Origin of the sequence: Polaribacter sp. KT 15, assembly GCF_900143115.1 — a bacterium.
GTDB lineage: Bacteria > Bacteroidota > Bacteroidia > Flavobacteriales > Flavobacteriaceae > Polaribacter > Polaribacter marinaquae.
The window spans coordinates 1,939,803-1,959,938 of the sequence record NZ_LT670850.1 but is presented as its reverse complement, the minus strand read 5'-3'; the positions used below and the strand labels follow the sequence as shown (position 1 = coordinate 1,959,938).

Here is a 20,136-nt window from a genome sequence, read left to right as displayed (position 1 = left end):
AAACTTAAAATCATACAATATGGCAAGAGGATTTTTTAATGTTCCAAAAGCAGTAAACGAACCAGTAAAAAGCTATGCTCCGGGTTCTCCTGAAAGAGAAGAATTATTAGCAACTTACAAAACCATGTTTAACGACAATATTGATGTGCCAATGCATATTAATGGAGAAGAAGTTAGAACTGGTAACACAAAAAACATTACACCTCCGCATGATCATAAACATGTAGTAGGTCAATATCATACAGCAGACAAATCTCACGTAGAATCTGCTATTTCTACAGCTTTAGCTGCAAGAGAGGCTTGGTCTTCTGTTTCTTGGATGGAAAGAGCTTCTATTTTCTTAAAGGCTGCAGAATTATTAGCAGGACCTTACAGAGCAAAAATGAATGCTGCAACAATGATTGCACAATCTAAAAATGTACATCAAGCAGAAATTGATGCTGCTTGTGAAATGATAGATTTCTTTAGGTTTAATGTAGAATATATGACTGATATTTTTAAAGATCAGCCAGCATCTGCACCAGGAATCTGGAACAGAGTAGAATATAGACCATTAGAAGGTTTTGTATATGCAATTTCTCCTTTTAATTTTACTTCCATCGCTGCCAACTTACCAGCATCTGCTGCCTTAATGGGTAATGTTGTTGTTTGGAAACCTTCTGATCACCAAGCATATTCTGCACAAGTAATTGTAGACTTATTTAAAGAAGCTGGTTTACCAGACGGTGTAATTAACGTTGTTTATGGTGACCCTGTTATGATTTCTGATACCGTTTTAGAATCTCCAGATTTTTCTGGATTACATTTTACAGGTTCTACTTTTGTTTTTAAAGAATTATGGAAACAAATTGGTACAAACATTCATACATACAAAACCTACCCAAGAATTGTAGGAGAAACTGGTGGTAAAGATTTTATCTGGGCACATAATTCTGCAAATCCGTTACAAATTGCAACAGCAATTACAAGAGGAGCATTTGAGTATCAAGGTCAAAAATGTTCTGCAGCATCACGTGCTTACATTCCTACTTCTATTTGGGGCGATGTTAAAAAACATTTAGAAGCGCAAATTTCTGAGTTAAAAATGGGTACTCCAGAAGACCCAACTAACTTTGTAAACGCTGTAATACACGAAGGTTCTTTCGACAAAATTGCTAAGTATATCGATATCGCAAAAGAAGATAAAGATGCAGAAGTAATTATTGGAGGTAACTACGATAAATCTGTTGGATACTTTATAGAACCAACTGTTATTTTAGCTAAATCACCAACATTTGCAACTATGACAACAGAGCTTTTCGGTCCTGTTATGACAATTTATTTATACGAAGATGCAGAATGGGAAGCTTCTTTAAAACTAGTTGATGAATCTACAGAATATGCTTTAACAGGTGCAATTTTATCTACGGATAGATATATTGTAGAAAAAGCATCGAAAGCTTTAGAAAATGCTGCAGGTAACTTCTATATTAACGACAAGCCAACAGGTGCTGTTGTAGGACAACAACCGTTTGGAGGAGCAAGAGCTTCTGGAACAAATGACAAAGCTGGTTCTGCTCAAAACTTATTACGTTGGACTTCTGTTAGATTGATAAAAGAAACATTTGTAACACCAACAGATTACAAATATCCTTTCTTAGGATAATATATTTTAAACAAAAAAAGCCTCATCAAATTGATGAGGCTTTTTTTATTATCTTTTTTTAATTTACAGAAAAAGTAGCAATCTGACCAATAGAAGTTGCACCTGAATTATCTGTAACATTCACTTTCCATGAATATGTTTTACCAGAAGCTACAGAAACATCATACATTTTTTCAGAGAGAGATGTAGTCACAGAATTAATTACATCATCTTCACCAAAAAACACTTCGTAAGTTAAAGTATCGCCTGTGTTAATATCCGAAGCATCCCAAGTTAAACTTAAATTACCTGCATTTACTGTTGCATTATCTGTTGGTGTTTTTAAATCTGCCATAAAAGGAGCATAATTTGTTACACCATCACCTTTGGTAAAAAAAGCAAAAATTTCTGATTTACTAGATAGATTATTGGTAACATCAATGGCATTTACTTGCCAATAAAAAGCTGTTGCCTTTTCTAAAGTTATGGTTGCACCTGTAGAAGAAATAGTTCTATTTTCTATTACTTCTACTAATTGCCTGTCTTTGGCAATTATAAGATTATATTCTAAATCGTCATTATCAGGATCGATAGCGGCACTCCAATTAAATGCAATTGTATTGTCTGTGCATAACAAATCTTTAGAAGGAAATGTTAATTGAACAATACTTGGCGCTTGATTAGCTGGTTGTTTTTTAGAGCACCTTACCAAAAAAAAGCTAATGCAAAATGCGCAAAAAATAATTATTGATTTTCTCATTCTTTTAATAATTTAATGGGTTTCGCATCTATTGATAACTTTAAAATATAGATTCCTTTTGCATAATTTTTAAACGGAATAGTAACAGAATTATCTTGCACCTTTTCTGTATTCTGATATACCTTCTTACCTTGAACATCAAAAATTAAAACATCTATTGTACTTTTTTCGGTTCCTATTGGAAGTAATAACTCTACAGCATCTACAACTGGGTTTTTCAACAATAAAACATCTTCTATGGTTGTCTTAAAAATGCCCTCACATTCTTTAGCCGTTTTTATTTCTAGCTTACCACCTTCTTTAAATTCAACTTCAAAATTAGTATCGTTAGAAACTCTAACAAGTTTTTCATTTAAAAACACATTGTAAGGCGCTGTACCCTTTGCAACGTTAAAAGTATATTTTCTTAATCCGTTTTCTGCAGTTGCTTTTAAAGAAATTTGTTGCGCTGCTACAATTTCTACTTCAAAACATTGTGTGTATTCTAGTTCTTCTGTTTCTATACAAACAGTGTAAATTCCTGGATTTAAATTTTCAAACATTGTTGACGAACCGCTTATTTGAGAATTTAAAACTGTTGAACTACCCGTTACAGTTACATTATAAGTAAAAGATGTTTGTTTTACATCAACTTTAATTATTCCGTCATTTTCACCTACACAAGTTTCTGACGTTGTCTGTACAGAAATATTACTTGTATCTATTTCCGGCTCTGTTACTGTTATCGAGTAATCTTCTACTTCTCCCCACTCGGTTTTTTGATCTGCATCACATGGCCCATCTCCAAAACCGTCATCAGGATCATCATATTCTATTAAAACTCTCATGGTTGTTTTACCAAATTTAGCATCCGAAGGAACATTTATACTAAACGTAGCTGTAGAAATATCTTCTAGTTTTGTACCTAAATCATATCTTTCTGTTTCTTTATCAAAAAGAAAATCTCTATTCCAATCGATAAAAACATAACAGTGATCTTGAAAACCTGCCGTATCAAAAGTTACTGTAATTGTATAAGTTTCATTTCTAAAAACGTTGGTATTTATAGAAGTAAAGTCTTGGTAGCCATCTACAGTATCGTTGCCAGAAGTGTTATTAATAGAATTAAAAGTTACGTTTGTAATATGTTCTGAACCACCTGCTTCATCTGTATAAGTTGCAGCACAATATTCCGGAGTTTCTGTAGTAAACCTAAAAGGAGTAGAAAACGCCCCTTCGTTACAATTATTTACACCTTTAACTCTCCAATAATATTCTGTATCAGGATTTAAATTATTGACTTGATAATTATTGGTGCTTGAAGTTCCTGAAGAAACTATATCTGTAAAATTAGAATTAGACGAAACTTCTACATTATAAAAACTTGCATTTACATCTTCTTGCCAAGTTAATATTTCTATTAACGAAACTTCTGTTGCCTGATTAGTTGGTGTTAACAAAGTAGTTACAGCCAAATTAGCATCAGTAATATTTAAATTTAAGTTTATTGTTTGATTAACACCTGTGCTATTTGCTGCTATATTAATTTCATAATCTCCTGCTGTAATTCCGTCTAAATTAGAAACAGACAATGTTACGTTACCGTCGCTATTTATAGAAGTCGGATTAAAACTAACTTCAGAACCAGAAGGATTACCAGTTGCTGCAAATGTTACATTTTCTGAATATCCATTGATAAAATCTAAATTTAGAATATAATCTACTGTTTGATTTCCGGTGTTACAAGCAGATAATTCTCCGCTGGTATTTGTAATCAAAAAAGAAGGCGTAGTAGATTCTATTTCGAAATTTACTGAGTTTACGTTATAAAAAATATTGTCTGCAGCTTCTACTAATATTCTAGCTTGTGTTGTAACATTATTTGGCACAGAAATTACTTCTGAACCATCGTTTGCTGTATTTGCTGCTAAAATTATCGGAAACGTTAATCCGCCATCTATTGATAGTCTTATATTAACGTTAGCACAATTTATTGGCGCAACATCTGTTGTCCCTTTATTCCATGTTATTGTTTGAGAACTACCAGCATCCCAAACAGTTGCAGTATTTTGAGAGGTAACAGTAAAGGCATCTGCATCTTCTACAGTTACAACCATATCATCTCTAGAAGTTCCGCCACCTGTATTGTTGTTATCTCTAACCAATAAAGAAAAATTCATTTCTCTTGCTACGCTTGGTAAAACTTCCCAAGTAGAAGAAACGCTACCAGAAATAACTGTTGCTAAAGCAGGCATGTATCTATCCGAAGAAACCTTAGAAGGTAAAGACCTAAACATAGGACCTACATTGTTTGTGCTATTTGGTGGCATTGTACCAACCTCGTTATCTGTTTGTTCCCAATTATAAGTTAAAGATGAAACGCCGTCTGCATCTGTAGCATTACCTCTTAATACAAAAGGCGTAGATTTAGGAATACTATAATCTAAACCTGCACTAGCAACTGGCGCACTGTTGTTATTACTTGTTAAAGTGGCACAACTTGCAGTAGAAGCAATTACATTTTGCATTTGTTTAATACTAACTGCATGAAAATAATCATCACTTTGACCTTGTACATTTGGCGCACAAATACCAGCATACCCCATAATTGTAGAAGCGCTCCCTGGTTCTACAGCAGTGGTATTTGTTCTTTGGCAATCGTTATTTTGTGTATGAGTTGCACCAAATTGATGCCCCATTTCGTGTGCTACAAAATCAATATCATAAGGATCTCCGATAGGTGAACTTCTACCTGTAACTCCTTTTGCTTTTTGACCAGTAACACAAACAACCCCTAAACCAGCTAAACCATCTCCGCCAATACTAAAAATATGTCCTATATCGTAATTGGCTGTTCCTATTCTAGCATCTGCAATGGTTTGTACTTCATCAATCATTTCATCAGGATCGCCATCTGTAATATTATCTGTATCTGCATCTAAGAAAATTACTTCATCATTATTTGCAACAATAACCATTTTAACGGCTAAATCTTTTTCGAACAACCCGTTAACCCTTGTCATAGAAGTATTCATAGCAGATAAAACTGCTGCCTTTTTTTCTGAATCTGATGCAGCTGCAGAAATACCTTGATTATTTAAGTGAAACTGCGCATATTCTCCGCTACAAACCAACGCCAATCTAAAGGTTCTTAAATTTCCATCGTTTAATGATTTTGCAGCGATTTCGGGTGCAATTTGTTTGCTTGCAACTTCTTCTACATCACATTTAAAATGATGATCTTCTTCTTTTAAATCTGAAGTTTTATATACAATATATTCTTTATTATCTTTTGAATATGGATCTACGTATACAGTTTTACCGTTTGTAGAAAATATTACTGCATGAAATCCATCTAAACCAACACTTACTTTAGCAAAAGAGGTTGGATTTGTAATACCGATTGCTGTATACGATTTTATCGAAGGAAACTTTTCGGCTAATCCTTTTTCAAAATTTGAAGATTCTTTTAATTTAAAAAGCTCTAAATCACCTTCTGAATTTGGTAATTTTATGGTAGTAAAAGCCGTTTTAGCTTTAGAATTTAAATTTGTTTTTACCTGGTTTACATCTAAATTATACAGAGAAAATTTATCTGGAAAATTTTTAAAACTTCTTAACTCTTTCTTCTGTAAAGCACTGTTCTTTTGATCTATTTTTTGCCAAATTTCTTGACCTTGTACAGTAAGGGAAAAGCATATAAAAAGAGCACTTATAAAAAATTTATTTAGTTTTATCACCATAATAATATTTTGAAGATTAGGGGTTTCCAAATATAAGGAAATATTTATCTTTGTAGTCGATAATATGAACAGAAACATACTACTTAAAGACTTAAAAGTCAAAGATTACAAAGATACTTGGGATTATCAAACTAAACTTTTACAAGATATTGTAGATGTAAAAATTGCTAATCGAAGAAAAAACCTGAACCAAACTACGGATAACCACCTACTTTTTGTAGAACATCCGCACGTTTATACCTTAGGTAAAAGTGGAGATTTGAGTAATTTATTATTAAACGAGAAACAATTAGAAGAAAAAGGAGCTACATTTTATAAAATAAATCGTGGTGGCGATATTACGTATCATGGACCAGGGCAAATTGTAGGTTATCCTATTTTAGATTTAGAGAATTTTTTTACTGATATTCATAAATATCTACGTCTTTTAGAAGAAAGTATAATTTTAACAATTGCAGAATATGGTTTAAAAGGTGAAAGAAGTGATGGCGAAACGGGAGTTTGGTTAGACGTTGGAACACCGTTTGCACGTAAAATTTGTGCAATGGGAATTCGATCTTCTCGTTGGGTTACCATGCATGGTTTTGCTTTAAACGTTAACACCAATTTAGGTTATTTCGACAATATTATTCCGTGTGGAATTAGAGGGAAAGCAGTTGCTTCGATGGAAGCAGAATTAGGTAAAAAACTAGATTTAGAAGAAGTAAAATCTAAAATTTTAAAACATTTTAAAAATCTTTTTGAGGTGAATGAGTTTGTAACCTCAGATTAATTAAAATAATTACATCTCTTTGTCTAAGTCTTTATCTAAAGACTCGACAATAGCTTGTTCTGTTTTTTGAATTATTTCTTTAATAATTAGCGTAAATTCTTCTAAAGTTTTTTCTTTATAGTTAAAATACGGATCGTTAATATGATCAAATACATCTTTAACTTGGTGCTCTGCAATTAAAGAGTGTTTTGTATTGTCTGCAAACAAACGAACACAGAAACACTCTTCTAAATACCTTTCAGTTTTCCAATTTATAGCCCAAAATAGGTTTGGCTCGTGTATTTTTAACTGAAAATCTTTATTTGTATTACTTTTATTTAATTGTAAAACCAATTTTTTAAATTCAGCAGATAAATTAGACGCAAGTATGTTTTTCTTATCATTCATTGGTTCTGTTATTTATCTAGAAATTTAACAAATACAAACATTTTACAAATTTTACTTTTCTTCGTTAAAGTACACTTTGTAATATTTCATTTTTTTCTCTTCGTCGTAACCTCTTTCTATATATTCTGATGCTGCTTCTGGCGCATCTACATCTAACTTGATATTGATATTAGTATCTAATTTTATTTCTGTTTTTAATTTGTTTTTCTCTTTCTTTAAAACAACTCCAGAAACATCAAAATTATTTCTTATTAAAACATCGTTTAAGTTTTCGAAATGCTTTTTATAATCATCAAACTGCTCTTTGTGTTTTTCGTCTGTGAAAACTTCGTCTTTAAAAGTAGCATAATCTACAGATTCATTTTCTTTGAAATAATCTACAGTATTTGCAAGAAAATTACCTTGCTGCTGCATACCTAATTCTGGTTTTATTACTTCTTCTGAAAACTCTTTACACATTTCTAAATAACTTTGCGTGTGCGAATTGTAATCGTCTGCAAGTTTTACATTTAAGAAATTATTGATCCAATATTGAGCATCGTAATTATGATTGTCTACAGAAAAAACCACGGTTCCTTCTGCGTCTGCAGTGTTTAAAACCAAACAACCTTTGTCTATTCTTTTTGTAGAAATTCCTTTTTGTACAACGACATCAAAACTTTCGTTATCGTCTAAATAGGTTTGAAAAAAATCTACTTTATTTTCTATCTTAAAAATACCTACAGCTTCTGTTAAAACATCTTTATATTCTATACCTTCTATAAAAACTACAATAACGTCTCCTGTTTTTATTTGTGCCGAATTAGATTGTTCGAATAAATGATTTACAATACTTTTAGAGTAATCTACAAAAGCAGCTTCTTCTTTAAAAATTTCTGATGTAAAGTTATTTAAAGGATCTAAACGTGCATCTTCATGATTTACAAAACGATAACTTTGGGTTAAATTACCAAATGGTTTCATTAAGAAATTCTTCATTAAATCGTAACTTTCTTGATCGAAACGAATTAAGTCTTCTGAGAAAACATTTTGTCCGCTATTAAATTTATTTGCTACTTTATGAAGAATGCATTTTGTAATTTCTGCTCTTGTTTTTTTAATCATCACTTAAATTTTGGAGCGTAAAAATAGAAAAACTTTGCCTATGATTAAGATATAAATTACGTTTCTGTAAAAAATTAGTTGGCAAAAATTCTTAGCCCTGATTGAGTGGCGTGTTTGAGCTCTTTTTTGTTTTTCTCAAAAAAAGCGAGTAACGAAAGCAGGAAATAGCTTCTAAAAAAATTAAAGATCTAATTTTATTTGTTCTGGCAAAAGTTTAAACGTTTTTCTGTGGTAATTTGTAGCGCCAAATTCTCTAATTGCATTTCTGTGCTCTTTGGTAGGATAGCCTTTGTTTTTTTGCCAATTATACATAGGAAATTCTTTATGAATTTTTGCCATATAATCGTCTCTATAGGTTTTTGCTAAAACAGATGCTGCGGCAATACTTAGGTATTTAGAATCTCCTTTTACAATTGTTTTATGAGGAATTTCTTTATAGTTTTTAAACTTGTTTCCGTCTACAATAATAAACTCTGGCGTAATATTTAGTTTTTCGATTGCTCTATGCATGCCTGTTATAGATGCTTGTAGCACGTTAATTTTATCGACTTCTTCTTGCCAAACAAAAGAAACGCCAAAGGCAATTGCATGTTCCTCTATAAACGGTCTTACTTCTTCTCTTTTTTTTTCTGATAATTGCTTAGAATCATTTAAAAAAGGATGCGAAAAATTATCTGGTAAAATAACTGCCGCAGCAACTACTGGCCCAGATAAACAACCTCTACCAGCTTCGTCTGTACCTGCTTCTAAGGCAAAACCACTATAATTAAGTTCTAACATAATGCAAAGAAAAGAAATTTTATTTTAGCTTTTTAAAAGAATGGTTTACTAGATTTTTATTGTTAAAAAAGTTATTTGGTAATTAACGTTTATAGAGATAATTAAACATTTAAATTTTCGTTTAATTATTTTACATTTGTTCACGAAGAAATTCTATATGAAAAGTAACATAATTTTCTCTTTTTTAATCTGTTTTTTACTAACTCAAAATCTATTTTCACAAGGTTTTGGACAAGGTGGTTTAAACGGAAACGCAGTTATATTAAGAGATTCTACAAATACAAGCCCAATTAATGTAACTTTATCGGGTAAAACAAAGTATACAGATTATAAGATTTTTTCTCATAAGAAAGACACCACTTATATTGATACTACATTAACGTTACAGAAAGAATATAAGTTTAATTACCTTAGAAAAGATTTATTTGAGTTTATAGAATTTCATAATCAAGGACAAACTTTAAATAATTTAGGTTATTCTTTTGATAACATTTACAGGTTTCCAGACCTTGGTTTTACCGCAAAGCAAGTAAGCTATTTAGATATAGACGATATTAAATATTACGAAGTACCAACACCAACTACAGAAATACTTTATAGAACTGGTTTGCAACAAGGGCAAGTTTTAGACGCGCTTTTTACACTAAACTTCTCTAAGAGATTAAATGTTTCTTTGTCTTACAAAGGCCTTAGATCTTTAGGTGCTTACAGGCAAGCATTGGTTAGTAATGGTAATTTTAGAGGTGCTTTTCATTACACAACAAAGCAAAATCAATACGAAATTAGAGGGCATTTAACGACTCAAGATTTTTATCATCAAGAAAACGGTGGTTTAACAACGGCTTCATTAGAAAATTTTATTACTGATGATGAAAATTTTCAAACAAGAGCTCGTTTAGACGTTAATTTAACCAATTCTGAAAGCGAGTTTGATGGCAATCGAGTGTATGTAGAACACAGTTATAAGCTGATTTCTAGCAAAGACTCTGTAAACAATAAAGATTTTAGCAATTTAAAAATTGGCCATGTTTTTACCAATGAAAATAAAAGTTACGAGTTTATACAAAATACATTAACAGAAGATTTTTTTGGTAGTGCAAGCTCTTCTAACCCTGATGACAAAAAAGCAATTAGCAAGCTCACAAACAACCAATTAAATTTAGAATTTAACTCTAAATATGTTTTGGGTAAGTTTAAAGCGAAAGCAGAACTAACTAATTATTCTTATGGTTATGACACCATTTTAAACAGTAATAGTAACATCAATAAATTAAAAATAGAAGGTAACGCTATTTCTTTTGGTGCAGATTGGAATGCTAAAATTAAAAACTTTAAACTAAATGCAGATGCTTCTGTAACACCGGGCAACGGTAGACTTTCTGGTAATTATTTAAAAGGGGAAGCTGTTTTTGAAAAAGATAGTATTTTTAGTGTGAAAGGAACCTTATTATTAAGCTCTAAATCGCCAAATTTTAACACATTATTGCATCAAAGTGAATATGATGCTTACAATTGGCAAAACGACTTTAGTAATGTAAACACAAGAGATTTAGGTTTTGACTTTGCTTCTAAATGGGGTAATGCTTCTTTAAACTTTACCAACATAGACAATTACACTTATTTTGATGAAGATAGCAAACCACAGCAATTTGCAAACCAAATTACCTACCTTAAAGTAAAGGCTAACAGAGAGTTTAAGCTTGGTAAATTCGCTTTAGACAATACACTAATGTATCAAAATGTTACAAGCGGAAGTTCTGTTTTTAGAGTGCCAGAATTTGTTACTAGAAACACTTTTTATTACACAGATTATTGGTTTAAGGGTAAACCAATGTTGGTAAATATTGGTATTACTTTTAAATACTTTACAAAGTATAATGCAAATGCTTACAATCCGCTTTTAGCAGAATTTAGACTTCAGAATGATGAACAAATAGGTTTTCCTACTTTTGATGTATTTTTTAATGCTCAAGTAAGAAGAACTCGTTTGTATTTAAAAGTAGATAATGCAACGTCTAGTTTTACCGATAAAAACTATTTTTCTGCACCTAATTATCCGTATAGAGACTTTACGGTTCGTTTTGGTTTGGTTTGGAATTGGTTTATTTAATATAATTATTGATGAAAAGCCAACTTAAAAACAATTGGAAACTTTTTCTTTTAGCTAGTTTAACATTAGGTTTAGCTCCTTTTAATCCGCCACATATTTGGGGGAAATTACAATGGATATTAGGAGGAAATGCATTTTCTTCTGATACAGGAATGCAAGCTAAAGATTGGTTTGACGTACTTTTACACGGAACTCCGTGGATTTTATTGATAATTTCTGGTGTTTTAAATATTCCGAAGAAAAAATAGCTTTTCGTATTTTTAACGAAGTTGTAATTCCATTTTTGGTAATAATCTCCCCGGAATACTACTTTTTATGTTATCAATAACTTTAAAACCATATTTAGTATAAAATGCTTCTGCATTAGGATCTGATAAAACTTGTAGTCTTTTCGCCTTTTTAGAAATAGCTATTGCATTAAGTAATAATTCATGACCGATTCCTTTTTCAATATAATTTGGATCAATGAACAAAAACTCTAAAATATATACATCTAAATTAGAATTATTTAAAACGTAAAAACCTACAATTTTAGAATCCAATACATATTTACAAATATAATTTTCATCAAAAATTTTAGGTGTAATTGTTAAGTCTTCTCTCCAAGTTTCTAAACCATCATTAGAATAACCCCAAACTGCTTTAGATTGCATTGCAATTTCTGATAACTTTTCAGCATCAGAAATAACAGCTTTTACAATCATGTTTTAAGGTCTATTTTTTAACTAATTGTTTTATTTTGATGTTAAATGCAGCAAATAACAACGTCATAAAAGGACTTAACCAATTAAAAATTGCAAAGAAAAAGTATTCTGCAACAGAAACACCCAAAACACCAGATTGGTATGCACCACAGGTATTCCAAGGAATTAAAACAGATGTTACAGTACCAGAGTCTTCTAAAGTTCTACTTAAATTTTCTGGCGCTAAACCTTTTTCTTCGTAAGCTTTTTTAAACATTTTACCAGGAACCACAATTGCTAAATATTGGTCTGAAGCTGTAACATTTAAAGCCAAACAACTTGCTACTGTACTCGCAAAAAGTCCGAAAACAGAAGAAGCCAAACTTAATAACGCTTTGCTAATTCTAGACAAAGCCCCAATTGCATCCATTACGCCACCAAAAACCATTGCGCAAATTATTAACCAAATAGTTCCTAACATTCCGCTCATTCCGCCGGCAGTAAATAAGTCATTTAACTCGGCACTTGTAGTTTCTACCGCAGAATCTACTGTAATAGCATTCATAACCCCTTTGTATGCAGAATTAAAAGAAAGCGTATCTGCACCTGCAACATTTAAAACAATTTCTGGTTGCGCTATAACCGCTACAACACCTGCTAAAAGTGTACCTACCAATAAAGCTATTAAAGGCTCTGTTTTTTTAACAATCATAAAAATTACAATTGCTGGCACAATAAAAAGCCACGGAGAAATATTAAAAGCTGCATCTATTGCCATTAACTTATCTGAAACATCTGGAGACCCTGTAGTTTCTATAGAAAAACCAATAATTATAAACACCAAAAGTGTTACCAAAATTGTTGGTACCGTTGTTAAAGACATGTATTTAATATGAGAAAACAAATCTCCACCAGCCATTGTTGGTGCTAAGTTTGTTGTATCTGATAATGGTGACATTTTATCACCAAAATAAGCACCCGATAATACAGCACCTGCAGTCATACCTGCAGAAATACCTAATGTGTTACCAATACCTATTAAAGCAATACCAACCGTTGCAGAGGTTGTCCAAGAACTACCTGTTGCAATAGAAATTATTGCACAAATTATTACAGAAGCTGCTAAAAATATCGTTGGATTTAAGATTTGTAATCCGTAATAAATCATAGAAGGAATAATACCACTTATTAACCAAGTTCCTGCCAAAGCACCAACCATTAATAAAATTAGAATAGCACCCGAAGTAGATTTTACATTCTCTGCAACCTCTTCTATCATTTGTTTGTAAGACACTTTATTTTTGAAACCAACTATAGCTGCAACTGCTGCGCCTAATAATAATATAAATTGATTACTACCACTTAAAGCATCATCACCATACACATAAAAAACATTATAAAACAACATGCCCACCAAAGCAAAAACAGGTATTAAAGCTTCCCAAATGTTGAGTTCTTTATTTTCTATAATGTTTTCGTCTTGAGGATTTGTTGGTTTGATATTTTGGCTTTCCATGTACTATAAATTTTGATGTGTAATGTTACGATTTTGTAAAGAATTACACAAATCTAAATTCTTGCTAAAACTGTAATTTAAAGCCTTTTTAAGATATTTTTTACTAATAAATTAAATTAGCTTTAATTACAGTTTACTATTTTAAAGAATTCGTTAAATATTTATAGAATACCAACTTCTTTCATACAAGTTTTCATCATTGTATATGTACGCTCGATATCATTATCTAAACCAATAGAAAAACGTATCAATCCGTCAGACAACCCCATTTCTTTTTGTTCTTCTTCTGGTATTTCTGATGATGTAGAGCTGCCTGGTGCAGAAAACAATGTTTTATAAAAACCTAAACTTACAGCCAAATAACCTAAGTTTTTGTGTTGCATCAACTCCATTAATTCATTCGCTTTTTCAAGAGAACCTGCATCAATAGTTAACATTCCACCAAAACCATATTCGGCATTCATCATAGACTTAAATAATTCATGTGACGGATGTGATTGTAAACCCGGATATACTGTTTTTAAGCCATCAGTCTCAAATTTATCAGCTAAAAAAGCAGCATTAAAGCTGTGTTGTTTCATTCTAATATGTAAAGTTCTTAAGTTTTTAAGAATAGAAGAAGCTCTTAAACTATCCATAGTAGAACCTAGCAGCATGCTTGCTCCATCATTTACGTTTCGTAAATCGTTAATAAAATCTTGCGTACCACAAACTACGCCACCAACAGTATCTGAAGAACCATTGATAAATTTTGTTAAACTATGCACTACAACATCTGCACCTAATTTTGCCGGAGAAATAGAAAGTGGAGAAAATGTATTATCTACTACTAATTTTAAATCGTACTTTTTTGCCAACGCAGACAAACCTTTAATATCTGCAACCTCTAAAAGCGGATTACTTACAGATTCGCAATACAAAACCTTTGTTTTATCTGTAATTGCAGCTTCTACAACATCTAGCTTAGTGATATCTACAAATGACGTATCTATACCTAATCTTGGTGTAAAGTTCTTTAAAAAAGCGTACGTTCCGCCATAAATTGTTCTACTTGAAACGATGTGTTCTCCGGAGCCAACTAACTGCAATAAAACAGGAGTGATTGCTCCCATTCCGGATGCTGCTACATTTGCAGTTTCTGTACCTTCCATAGCCGCTAAAGCTTCTCCTAAATACAAATTACTTGGTGTAGAATGTCGAGAATATAAATAACATCCGTCTGCATTTCCTTCGAAAGTATCGAACATCGTTTTTGCTGATAAGAATGTATAAGTAGATGAATCTGAAATTGAAGGGTTAACGCCTCCAAACTCTCCGAAATATTGTAAATCTTGAATTTTGTCTGCTGGATTGAATTTCATAAGTATAGTTTTATTTACACAAAAAGACGGTTTTTAAGAAATAAAAACAATATAATATTCAAAATTTAGATTTTTTTTCTATTTTTAAATCAATTAGTAATTTTAATATCTAAAAAGAATTTAATTCATTTAAAATTTTAGAAAATTATATGTTAGACACGATAGACAAAAAACTTATAAATTTATTACAAGTAGATAGTAAACAAACTACCAAACAATTATCTTTACAACTAAACCTATCTATTACAGCTATTTATGAAAGAATTAAAAAACTAGAAAATCAGAATGTAATAGAAAAGTATGTTGCAATTGTCAATAAAAATAAAATTGATAAATCTTTTTTAGTGTTTTGCCATGTAAAATTAATTCAGCACTCTAAAGAATATGTACATACTTTTGAAAATGAAATTTTAAAATTAGAAGAAGTTTCCGAATGTTTTCATGTAAGTGGAGATTACGATTATATTTTAAAAATCTATGTTAAAGACATGGAAACTTATAGAAATTTTATGATAACAAAACTTACTGCTATCAAATACATTGGCAGTACACATAGTACTTTTGCAATCGAGCAAGTTAAAAATACAACAGCTATAAATTTATAAATATGCAGACTAAAAACTACAAACTATTAGAGCTATTAATTTTATTTTTAATGATTCCTATTAGTTTTGTTTTTACTTATAATGCTATTATTAAACTTACAATTGGTCTGCTTGGTTTTTTTTACATTTTATACATTCTACTTAAAGTTGAAAACGTAAAATTAAGAATTTCGAAAAATATTGATTGGAGATTTTTTTGGAAATCAACCATAATAAAGCTGTTCTTGATAGCAATCATCACCTCTTTTTACGTTTACTTTACAGCCCCTAAAAACCTCTTTATAGTTGTTTTAAACAAACCGCTTTTATGGATTTTAATACTTCTTTTTTATTCGATTTTTTCTGTATATCCGCAAGAATTACTTTACCGAAATTTCTTTTTTAAACGCTATCTAGAATTGTTTAAAAATGAGAAATTATTTCTTTTTATAAATGCTTTTTTGTTTTCTCTTGCTCATTTACTATTTAAAAATACATTGGTTTTAATTTTAACTTTTATTGGAGGACTTCTATTTGCATACACCTACAATAAAACAAAATCTACATTTTTAGTTAGTGTAGAACATAGTATTTATGGCTGCTGGCTATTTACTGTTGGCATGGGAAACATGTTAGGGTTTCCTTCTTAAAAAAACCATAAAGAAGAAAACCCAAAACTTTCGTTTTGGGTTTATATAATTAACTTTTTAGCTTAAATTTTTATCAAAACAATTTTTTCGGTTTGCTTTTTCACTAAATCACCATAAAACTTTTTTAAACTTTCGTAATATTGTGGAGATACAATTGCTGTATTAAATTGCATACTACTAATCGTACTAATTTTACCTGCATTTTCTTGAATCTGATATTTAAAAACTCCTAAATTATCTGGTAAGCCAATCGCAAAACTTTCTGGTATAGCTTCAATCTTATAACCTTCGGGTATTTTAATTGAAACTACATTTTTCACTTTCCATGGTGTTGTAAAATCAACCGGAAACTTTCTTTCTTCTAATTTAAAAGGATTTCTACGTTCTGTTAAAAACAATAATGGTTCTATATATAATTTACCGTTTACACTTTCTATCAATCCGTCGCTATTAAATTTTATAGTTCTTGTAGGTATCTTATAAATGTTTTTATCATTTAAAATTTTAATATCTTCTATTTCTACATTTGTTTTTTCCTCTAAACCTGTTACAACAGCTTCTTCTGTTAGGTGATTGTGATTTTTTCTATAAGTTAAAGCACTTAAATTACTAAACTTTGTTCTGTAAAGACCGCTAATCATTAAATCATCAGAAATATTAACCATTATATTATTATCTTCTGTTGCGTGTTTTGTTGTAGCTAATTTTACCCAAGATGAGTTACCATCTTTTGTGATTCTTCTACCATTCCAATTCAATGCTCTTGTAGGTAAAATATTTGGCGTACTATATGGTTCTGTAGCATCAAGTAAAACTATACCACCAGAAGTTAATTCTACAACAGAAATAACATAATTAAAACCGTCTATTGTTGGAAAAAAAGGCACTCCGTTTGCTCTTGTACTTACTAAAACAGGGTCTGCATTTAGGCCAGAAGTACGCAACATAGATGTTAGCATTAAATTAATATCTGCAACATTACCTACTCTATCTTTAAAAGCTTTCCTTACACCTTTATCTGAATAAATACCATAATATTCATTCCATTTAACTCTCTGTTTAACAAAATTATAAATATTGAATAATCTATCTACCTCTGTTTTACTTTCTGCTAAAATTTTATTTAAATCGTCTTTATAATAACTCGATTTTGACAACTCTCCTCCGAAGCTAGAAGATTTATAAATTTGTTTTGCGACTTGTTTCCAAGAGTTGGAGTAAGATCTAAAATCTCCACCTATATTAACAAAGTTTGTTGATTCTAACTCATATTTCAAACCTCCCCTATATGTATTTATATTACTTACAAAAGGTTCATTATTTTTTAAAGCTGGTATATAAGTCGCTTTAAAATTTGATCTATTAGATTTATAATCAATTTTATCTTGGCTAAAAGTAGTTTTGCTTACATATACTCCAGTCCTTTGTTTAGAATTTATAACAATCGAACTATTTTCTACAGATAATTGTGGTCTTATTATATAATAACCTTTAGAAGCTACTTTAAAATTATAAAATTCTGGTATTTCAACTTCATAATCTAATTTTTTTACTGGAATATCAAATTGAAATTCTAAATCGTCTATTTTATAGTAAAAAGGTGAATTAATTTCATATTTGATATCAATTACACTTCCAACCTTTACATCAGGCATTGTAATTTTCTTTTGATTCCAATTATCATTAACTTTTTCTTTAAATACATTTTTGTTTGATAGTTTCTTTTTAACTATTTTACCCTTATTTGAATTAAATACATAAGCTTTAAGTCCATATATTTTTTCATCCTTTCCATTATCTGAACTGTAATAAGGTATAATTACAGTGGCTTTATCAAAACCATCCTTACTATAAACTTTTATCCTTTCATGTATTTTTGTAATCAACTCAAAACCTGAGCTTTGATTGTAATTAAAATAAGTTCTTCTTTTTTTAAAGAGGTAAGCAGCATCTGCTGTAGAATCTAGAGGATAAAATTTTTCTTCTAGTTCTTCTTTACTCACTTTACCAAATTTATAATCTTGGGCAAGTATAGATAGTTGGGTTGTTAATAATAATAGTAGAGGTAATACTTTTTTCATTTTCATTAATTTTTATTTATTGCGATTCTTAAATTTTCATATTTGGCAATACTTCTTCTAAAAGTTCTGTAAGATTTATAATCTTCTTTAGAATAAGTCCCTTCTTTTATAATTAGTGTTTTGTTATAGATAAAAGATTTTTCATTAATCTTTGTAAATGAAACTTTATACGTACCAAACTTTGAATTAATTATTTTTTCTGAAGGAAGCACGCTCAATACGTAATTTTCTGGCAAGGTTATTTTGTATGTGTCTTCGTCTTTATAGCCTCTATAAATTTTAAGTGGTAATTTTCTTTTTCGGTACCTTTTTGGCACATAATTATTTCTGTTGAATACATTTACTCTAAACAAATACTCAGATTGTGATGTAGATGCATAATTTTTTACATTTAAAACTATATCCTCTTCAAATATAATCTCTTTTTTATCATTCTTAAGTTCTACAGATTCTATGTCAGTGTTATTATTATAAGACCAAATATTAGATTTATAAGTTTTAATTAACTCTTCGTTCGTGTAAGAATCAAAATGTTGTTTATCATCATATTGTAATCCCTTTGAAACAATATTTAATGTAGCTTTTAAAGAACCATCTTTATTCAACTGAATATCAGCAGAAGTTACTTGTAAGTTTTTTTCATCCTTATAAGAAGCTGTTCTTTTAATAATACCGCCTTCTGGTGTTACAACTAGTACGTTTCTATCATGTGTAAAATCGCCTAAAAAACCAAAAGGCATATCTTGACTTGTACATTCTAACCAAACATCTTTATTTTTTGTAGGAATATTTAAAATCACATGATTTCCCTGTATAGATGTAAAATCTTTATCAATGTCCCTTTTCTCATCAGCATAAACAACTGTATAGTAAGATGTAACGCCAGCAACATTTAACAAAGCCTTTGTGTAATTGGTTAAACCCTTACAATCTCCATAACCGACTCTGTCTACTTCTTTCGCTGCTATTGGTTCCCAACCACCAATACCTACTTGTACACTTATGTATCTTGTTTTGTTTTGCATATATTGATACACTAGTTTTGCCTTTTCTATAGGATCTTCGATATCTTTTACTAAGTTTTTAATTATTGTAACTGTACTTGGATCTAACGCATCTCTACCATTTAATAGTTTAGAATGCATCCATAACCCAAATTCTTGCCAATTCTTATAAGACCCTGGCACACCTTTTAAATAAAAATTATTTAATGCAATTAAGGCTTTTGGTAATATTTCTCTGTAATGAACTGTTGAATTTTCTTGTTTATAACCTGGTTGATTTTCTATTGTAAAAAGTATTTCAGACTCATTTTCTAATTCTTTTACTGCAAAATCTTTAAAGTTTGTTTTTTTTGTTCTCCACGGAATTTTCTTTGGATTATTAATTTTATACGAACTTTTTTCGACTGAAACATAATAACCATTTATAGGTTGCCACCAAGGTATAAAACCCGTTGTTGATGTTTTATATTCTGATTCGAAAACAACTGTATAAGGATAAGATATTGGTGTATAATCTATGTATTTTACTCTAGAGTCTGAGTATAATGTACCGCCATCAACAGCACTTACATCTGTAAAATCTCTTTTTTTATACTTTTTAATTTCTGTACCATTAGCATCAAAAACTTTTACAGATAAATCTGTAATCTTTGTGTCTTCATCATAACCTTCTACTAATCTAGCATCTACATTGCCTAATTTATTTAGAACGGTTACAACTTCTCTTTTTTGAACAGTCATTCTATCGAAATCTTCTATTGTAATTTCTATAGAATTATCTCTTACAACTGCATTTGCATTTTCTAATAAATTAACTGGGATAGATTGGTAAGAGTAATCATTTTCTTGGGCCTTGATTATGTAAAAGGTAAAAAATAGGCAAATGAATGCCAGGTAAGAACTTTTTTTCATGCAACAATTTTTTATAGCGATGCAATATAAAAAGAAAACCCAAAACTTTCGTTTTGGGTTTATAATTTTTTCGATTTAAAGTTTAA

Annotated in this window: 16 protein-coding genes; 6 read left to right on the top strand and 10 right to left on the bottom strand. The window is 30.4% G+C overall.

Going from position 1 to position 20,136, the window contains the following annotated elements; genetic code table 11:
- Positions 1 to 19 precede the first annotated feature (19 nt).
- A complete protein-coding gene (pruA, locus tag B5464_RS08830; RefSeq protein WP_079738071.1) occupies positions 20 to 1,645 on the top strand; it encodes an L-glutamate gamma-semialdehyde dehydrogenase in 1,626 nt (541 codons plus the stop codon).
- A 58-nt stretch (positions 1,646 to 1,703) separates the two neighbouring features.
- On the opposite strand, the gene B5464_RS08825 is transcribed toward pruA, so the two are convergent.
- The gene (locus tag B5464_RS08825) at positions 1,704 to 2,384 is read right to left on the bottom strand and encodes a hypothetical protein (protein ID WP_079738070.1); all 681 of its coding nucleotides are present in this window, start codon (positions 2,382 to 2,384) and stop codon (positions 1,704 to 1,706) included.
- Positions 2,381 to 6,106 carry a reprolysin-like metallopeptidase gene (locus B5464_RS08820; protein ID WP_231963578.1) on the bottom strand — a complete coding sequence of 1,242 codons (3,726 nt, stop codon included), beginning with the start codon at positions 6,104 to 6,106 and terminating at the stop codon, positions 2,381 to 2,383. The genes B5464_RS08825 and B5464_RS08820 overlap by 4 nt, the downstream gene beginning before the upstream one ends.
- A gap of 64 nt (positions 6,107 to 6,170) precedes the next feature.
- Here B5464_RS08820 and lipB point away from each other — a divergent pair, with 64 nt between their 5' ends.
- Positions 6,171 to 6,878 carry a lipoyl(octanoyl) transferase LipB gene (gene lipB / locus B5464_RS08815; RefSeq protein ID WP_079738069.1) on the top strand — a complete coding sequence of 236 codons (708 nt, stop codon included), beginning with the start codon at positions 6,171 to 6,173 and terminating at the stop codon, positions 6,876 to 6,878.
- Positions 6,879 to 6,887: 9 nt separating this feature from the next.
- On the opposite strand, the gene B5464_RS08810 is transcribed toward lipB, so the two are convergent.
- The 3 genes from B5464_RS08810 to B5464_RS08800 all read right to left on the bottom strand — a co-directional run bounded on the left by B5464_RS08810 (position 6,888) and on the right by B5464_RS08800 (position 9,149).
- Positions 6,888 to 7,265 carry a hypothetical protein gene (locus B5464_RS08810; RefSeq protein WP_079738068.1) on the bottom strand — a complete coding sequence of 126 codons (378 nt, stop codon included), beginning with the start codon at positions 7,263 to 7,265 and terminating at the stop codon, positions 6,888 to 6,890.
- 51 nt (positions 7,266 to 7,316) lie between these two features.
- Entirely contained in the window at positions 7,317 to 8,369 is a 1,053-nt protein-coding gene (locus tag B5464_RS08805) for a nucleoid-associated protein (protein WP_079738067.1), read from the bottom strand.
- 180 nt (positions 8,370 to 8,549) lie between these two features.
- Positions 8,550 to 9,149 carry a ribonuclease HII gene (locus B5464_RS08800; RefSeq protein WP_079738066.1) on the bottom strand — a complete coding sequence of 200 codons (600 nt, stop codon included), beginning with the start codon at positions 9,147 to 9,149 and terminating at the stop codon, positions 8,550 to 8,552.
- A gap of 157 nt (positions 9,150 to 9,306) precedes the next feature.
- Between B5464_RS08800 and B5464_RS08795 the strand changes: the two genes are divergently transcribed.
- Positions 9,307 to 11,259: a putative porin gene (locus tag B5464_RS08795; protein ID WP_079738065.1), complete on the top strand. Its 1,953-nt coding sequence runs from the start codon at positions 9,307 to 9,309 to the stop codon at positions 11,257 to 11,259.
- Between the two features lie 11 nt (positions 11,260 to 11,270).
- Positions 11,271 to 11,507 (top strand): hypothetical protein, encoded by a 237-nt coding sequence (locus tag B5464_RS08790; RefSeq protein WP_077811017.1) that lies wholly within the window; start codon positions 11,271 to 11,273, stop codon positions 11,505 to 11,507.
- Positions 11,508 to 11,519: 12 nt separating this feature from the next.
- Here the strand turns inward: B5464_RS08790 and B5464_RS08785 are convergent, their stop codons facing one another.
- The 3 genes from B5464_RS08785 to B5464_RS08775 form a co-directional block, all read right to left on the bottom strand.
- Positions 11,520 to 11,963, bottom strand: a complete 444-nt coding sequence (locus tag B5464_RS08785) for a GNAT family N-acetyltransferase (protein WP_079738064.1) — start codon at positions 11,961 to 11,963, stop codon at positions 11,520 to 11,522.
- Between the two features lie 10 nt (positions 11,964 to 11,973).
- On the bottom strand, positions 11,974 to 13,458 hold the full coding sequence (gene nhaC / locus B5464_RS08780) for a Na+/H+ antiporter NhaC (protein ID WP_079738063.1): 1,485 nt from the start codon (positions 13,456 to 13,458) through the stop codon (positions 11,974 to 11,976).
- Between the two features lie 161 nt (positions 13,459 to 13,619).
- Positions 13,620 to 14,819, bottom strand: coding sequence for an aminotransferase class V-fold PLP-dependent enzyme (locus B5464_RS08775; RefSeq protein WP_079738062.1), 1,200 nt, complete (start codon positions 14,817 to 14,819; stop codon positions 13,620 to 13,622).
- Between the two features lie 149 nt (positions 14,820 to 14,968).
- On the opposite strand from B5464_RS08775, the gene B5464_RS08770 reads away from it, so the two are divergent.
- The gene (locus tag B5464_RS08770; protein ID WP_079738061.1) at positions 14,969 to 15,424 is read left to right on the top strand and encodes an Lrp/AsnC family transcriptional regulator; all 456 of its coding nucleotides are present in this window, start codon (positions 14,969 to 14,971) and stop codon (positions 15,422 to 15,424) included.
- A gap of 2 nt (positions 15,425 to 15,426) precedes the next feature.
- Positions 15,427 to 16,053, top strand: coding sequence for a CPBP family intramembrane glutamic endopeptidase (locus B5464_RS08765; RefSeq protein WP_079738060.1), 627 nt, complete (start codon positions 15,427 to 15,429; stop codon positions 16,051 to 16,053).
- Positions 16,054 to 16,115: 62 nt separating this feature from the next.
- Here the strand turns inward: B5464_RS08765 and B5464_RS08760 are convergent, their stop codons facing one another.
- Positions 16,116 to 18,134 (bottom strand): DUF3857 domain-containing protein, encoded by a 2,019-nt coding sequence (locus B5464_RS08760; RefSeq protein WP_079738998.1) that lies wholly within the window; start codon positions 18,132 to 18,134, stop codon positions 16,116 to 16,118.
- A gap of 5 nt (positions 18,135 to 18,139) precedes the next feature.
- Positions 18,140 to 20,050 (bottom strand): DUF3857 domain-containing protein, encoded by a 1,911-nt coding sequence (locus tag B5464_RS08755; RefSeq protein WP_079738059.1) that lies wholly within the window; start codon positions 20,048 to 20,050, stop codon positions 18,140 to 18,142.
- Positions 20,051 to 20,136: the final 86 nt, after the last annotated feature.

Excerpts from the sequence above, each read along its gene's own strand:
- pruA (WP_079738071.1), top strand. The coding sequence starts at position 20 with ATGGCAAGAGGATTTTTTAATGTTCCAAAAGCAGTAAACGAACCAGTA.
- lipB (WP_079738069.1), top strand. The coding sequence starts at position 6,171 with ATGAACAGAAACATACTACTTAAAGACTTAAAAGTCAAAGATTACAAA.
- B5464_RS08755 (WP_079738059.1), bottom strand. The coding sequence starts at position 20,050 with ATGAAAAAAAGTTCTTACCTGGCATTCATTTGCCTATTTTTTACCTTT.
- B5464_RS08765 (WP_079738060.1), top strand. The coding sequence starts at position 15,427 with ATGCAGACTAAAAACTACAAACTATTAGAGCTATTAATTTTATTTTTA.
- B5464_RS08810 (WP_079738068.1), bottom strand. The coding sequence starts at position 7,265 with ATGAATGATAAGAAAAACATACTTGCGTCTAATTTATCTGCTGAATTT.
- B5464_RS08775 (WP_079738062.1), bottom strand. The coding sequence starts at position 14,819 with ATGAAATTCAATCCAGCAGACAAAATTCAAGATTTACAATATTTCGGA.
- B5464_RS08795 (WP_079738065.1), top strand. The coding sequence starts at position 9,307 with ATGAAAAGTAACATAATTTTCTCTTTTTTAATCTGTTTTTTACTAACT.
- B5464_RS08790 (WP_077811017.1), top strand. The coding sequence starts at position 11,271 with ATGAAAAGCCAACTTAAAAACAATTGGAAACTTTTTCTTTTAGCTAGT.
- B5464_RS08820 (WP_231963578.1), bottom strand. The coding sequence starts at position 6,106 with ATGGTGATAAAACTAAATAAATTTTTTATAAGTGCTCTTTTTATATGC.
- B5464_RS08825 (WP_079738070.1), bottom strand. The coding sequence starts at position 2,384 with ATGAGAAAATCAATAATTATTTTTTGCGCATTTTGCATTAGCTTTTTT.
- B5464_RS08805 (WP_079738067.1), bottom strand. The coding sequence starts at position 8,369 with ATGATTAAAAAAACAAGAGCAGAAATTACAAAATGCATTCTTCATAAA.
- B5464_RS08800 (WP_079738066.1), bottom strand. The coding sequence starts at position 9,149 with ATGTTAGAACTTAATTATAGTGGTTTTGCCTTAGAAGCAGGTACAGAC.
- B5464_RS08770 (WP_079738061.1), top strand. The coding sequence starts at position 14,969 with ATGTTAGACACGATAGACAAAAAACTTATAAATTTATTACAAGTAGAT.
- nhaC (WP_079738063.1), bottom strand. The coding sequence starts at position 13,458 with ATGGAAAGCCAAAATATCAAACCAACAAATCCTCAAGACGAAAACATT.
- B5464_RS08785 (WP_079738064.1), bottom strand. The coding sequence starts at position 11,963 with ATGATTGTAAAAGCTGTTATTTCTGATGCTGAAAAGTTATCAGAAATT.
- B5464_RS08760 (WP_079738998.1), bottom strand. The coding sequence starts at position 18,134 with ATGAAAAAAGTATTACCTCTACTATTATTATTAACAACCCAACTATCT.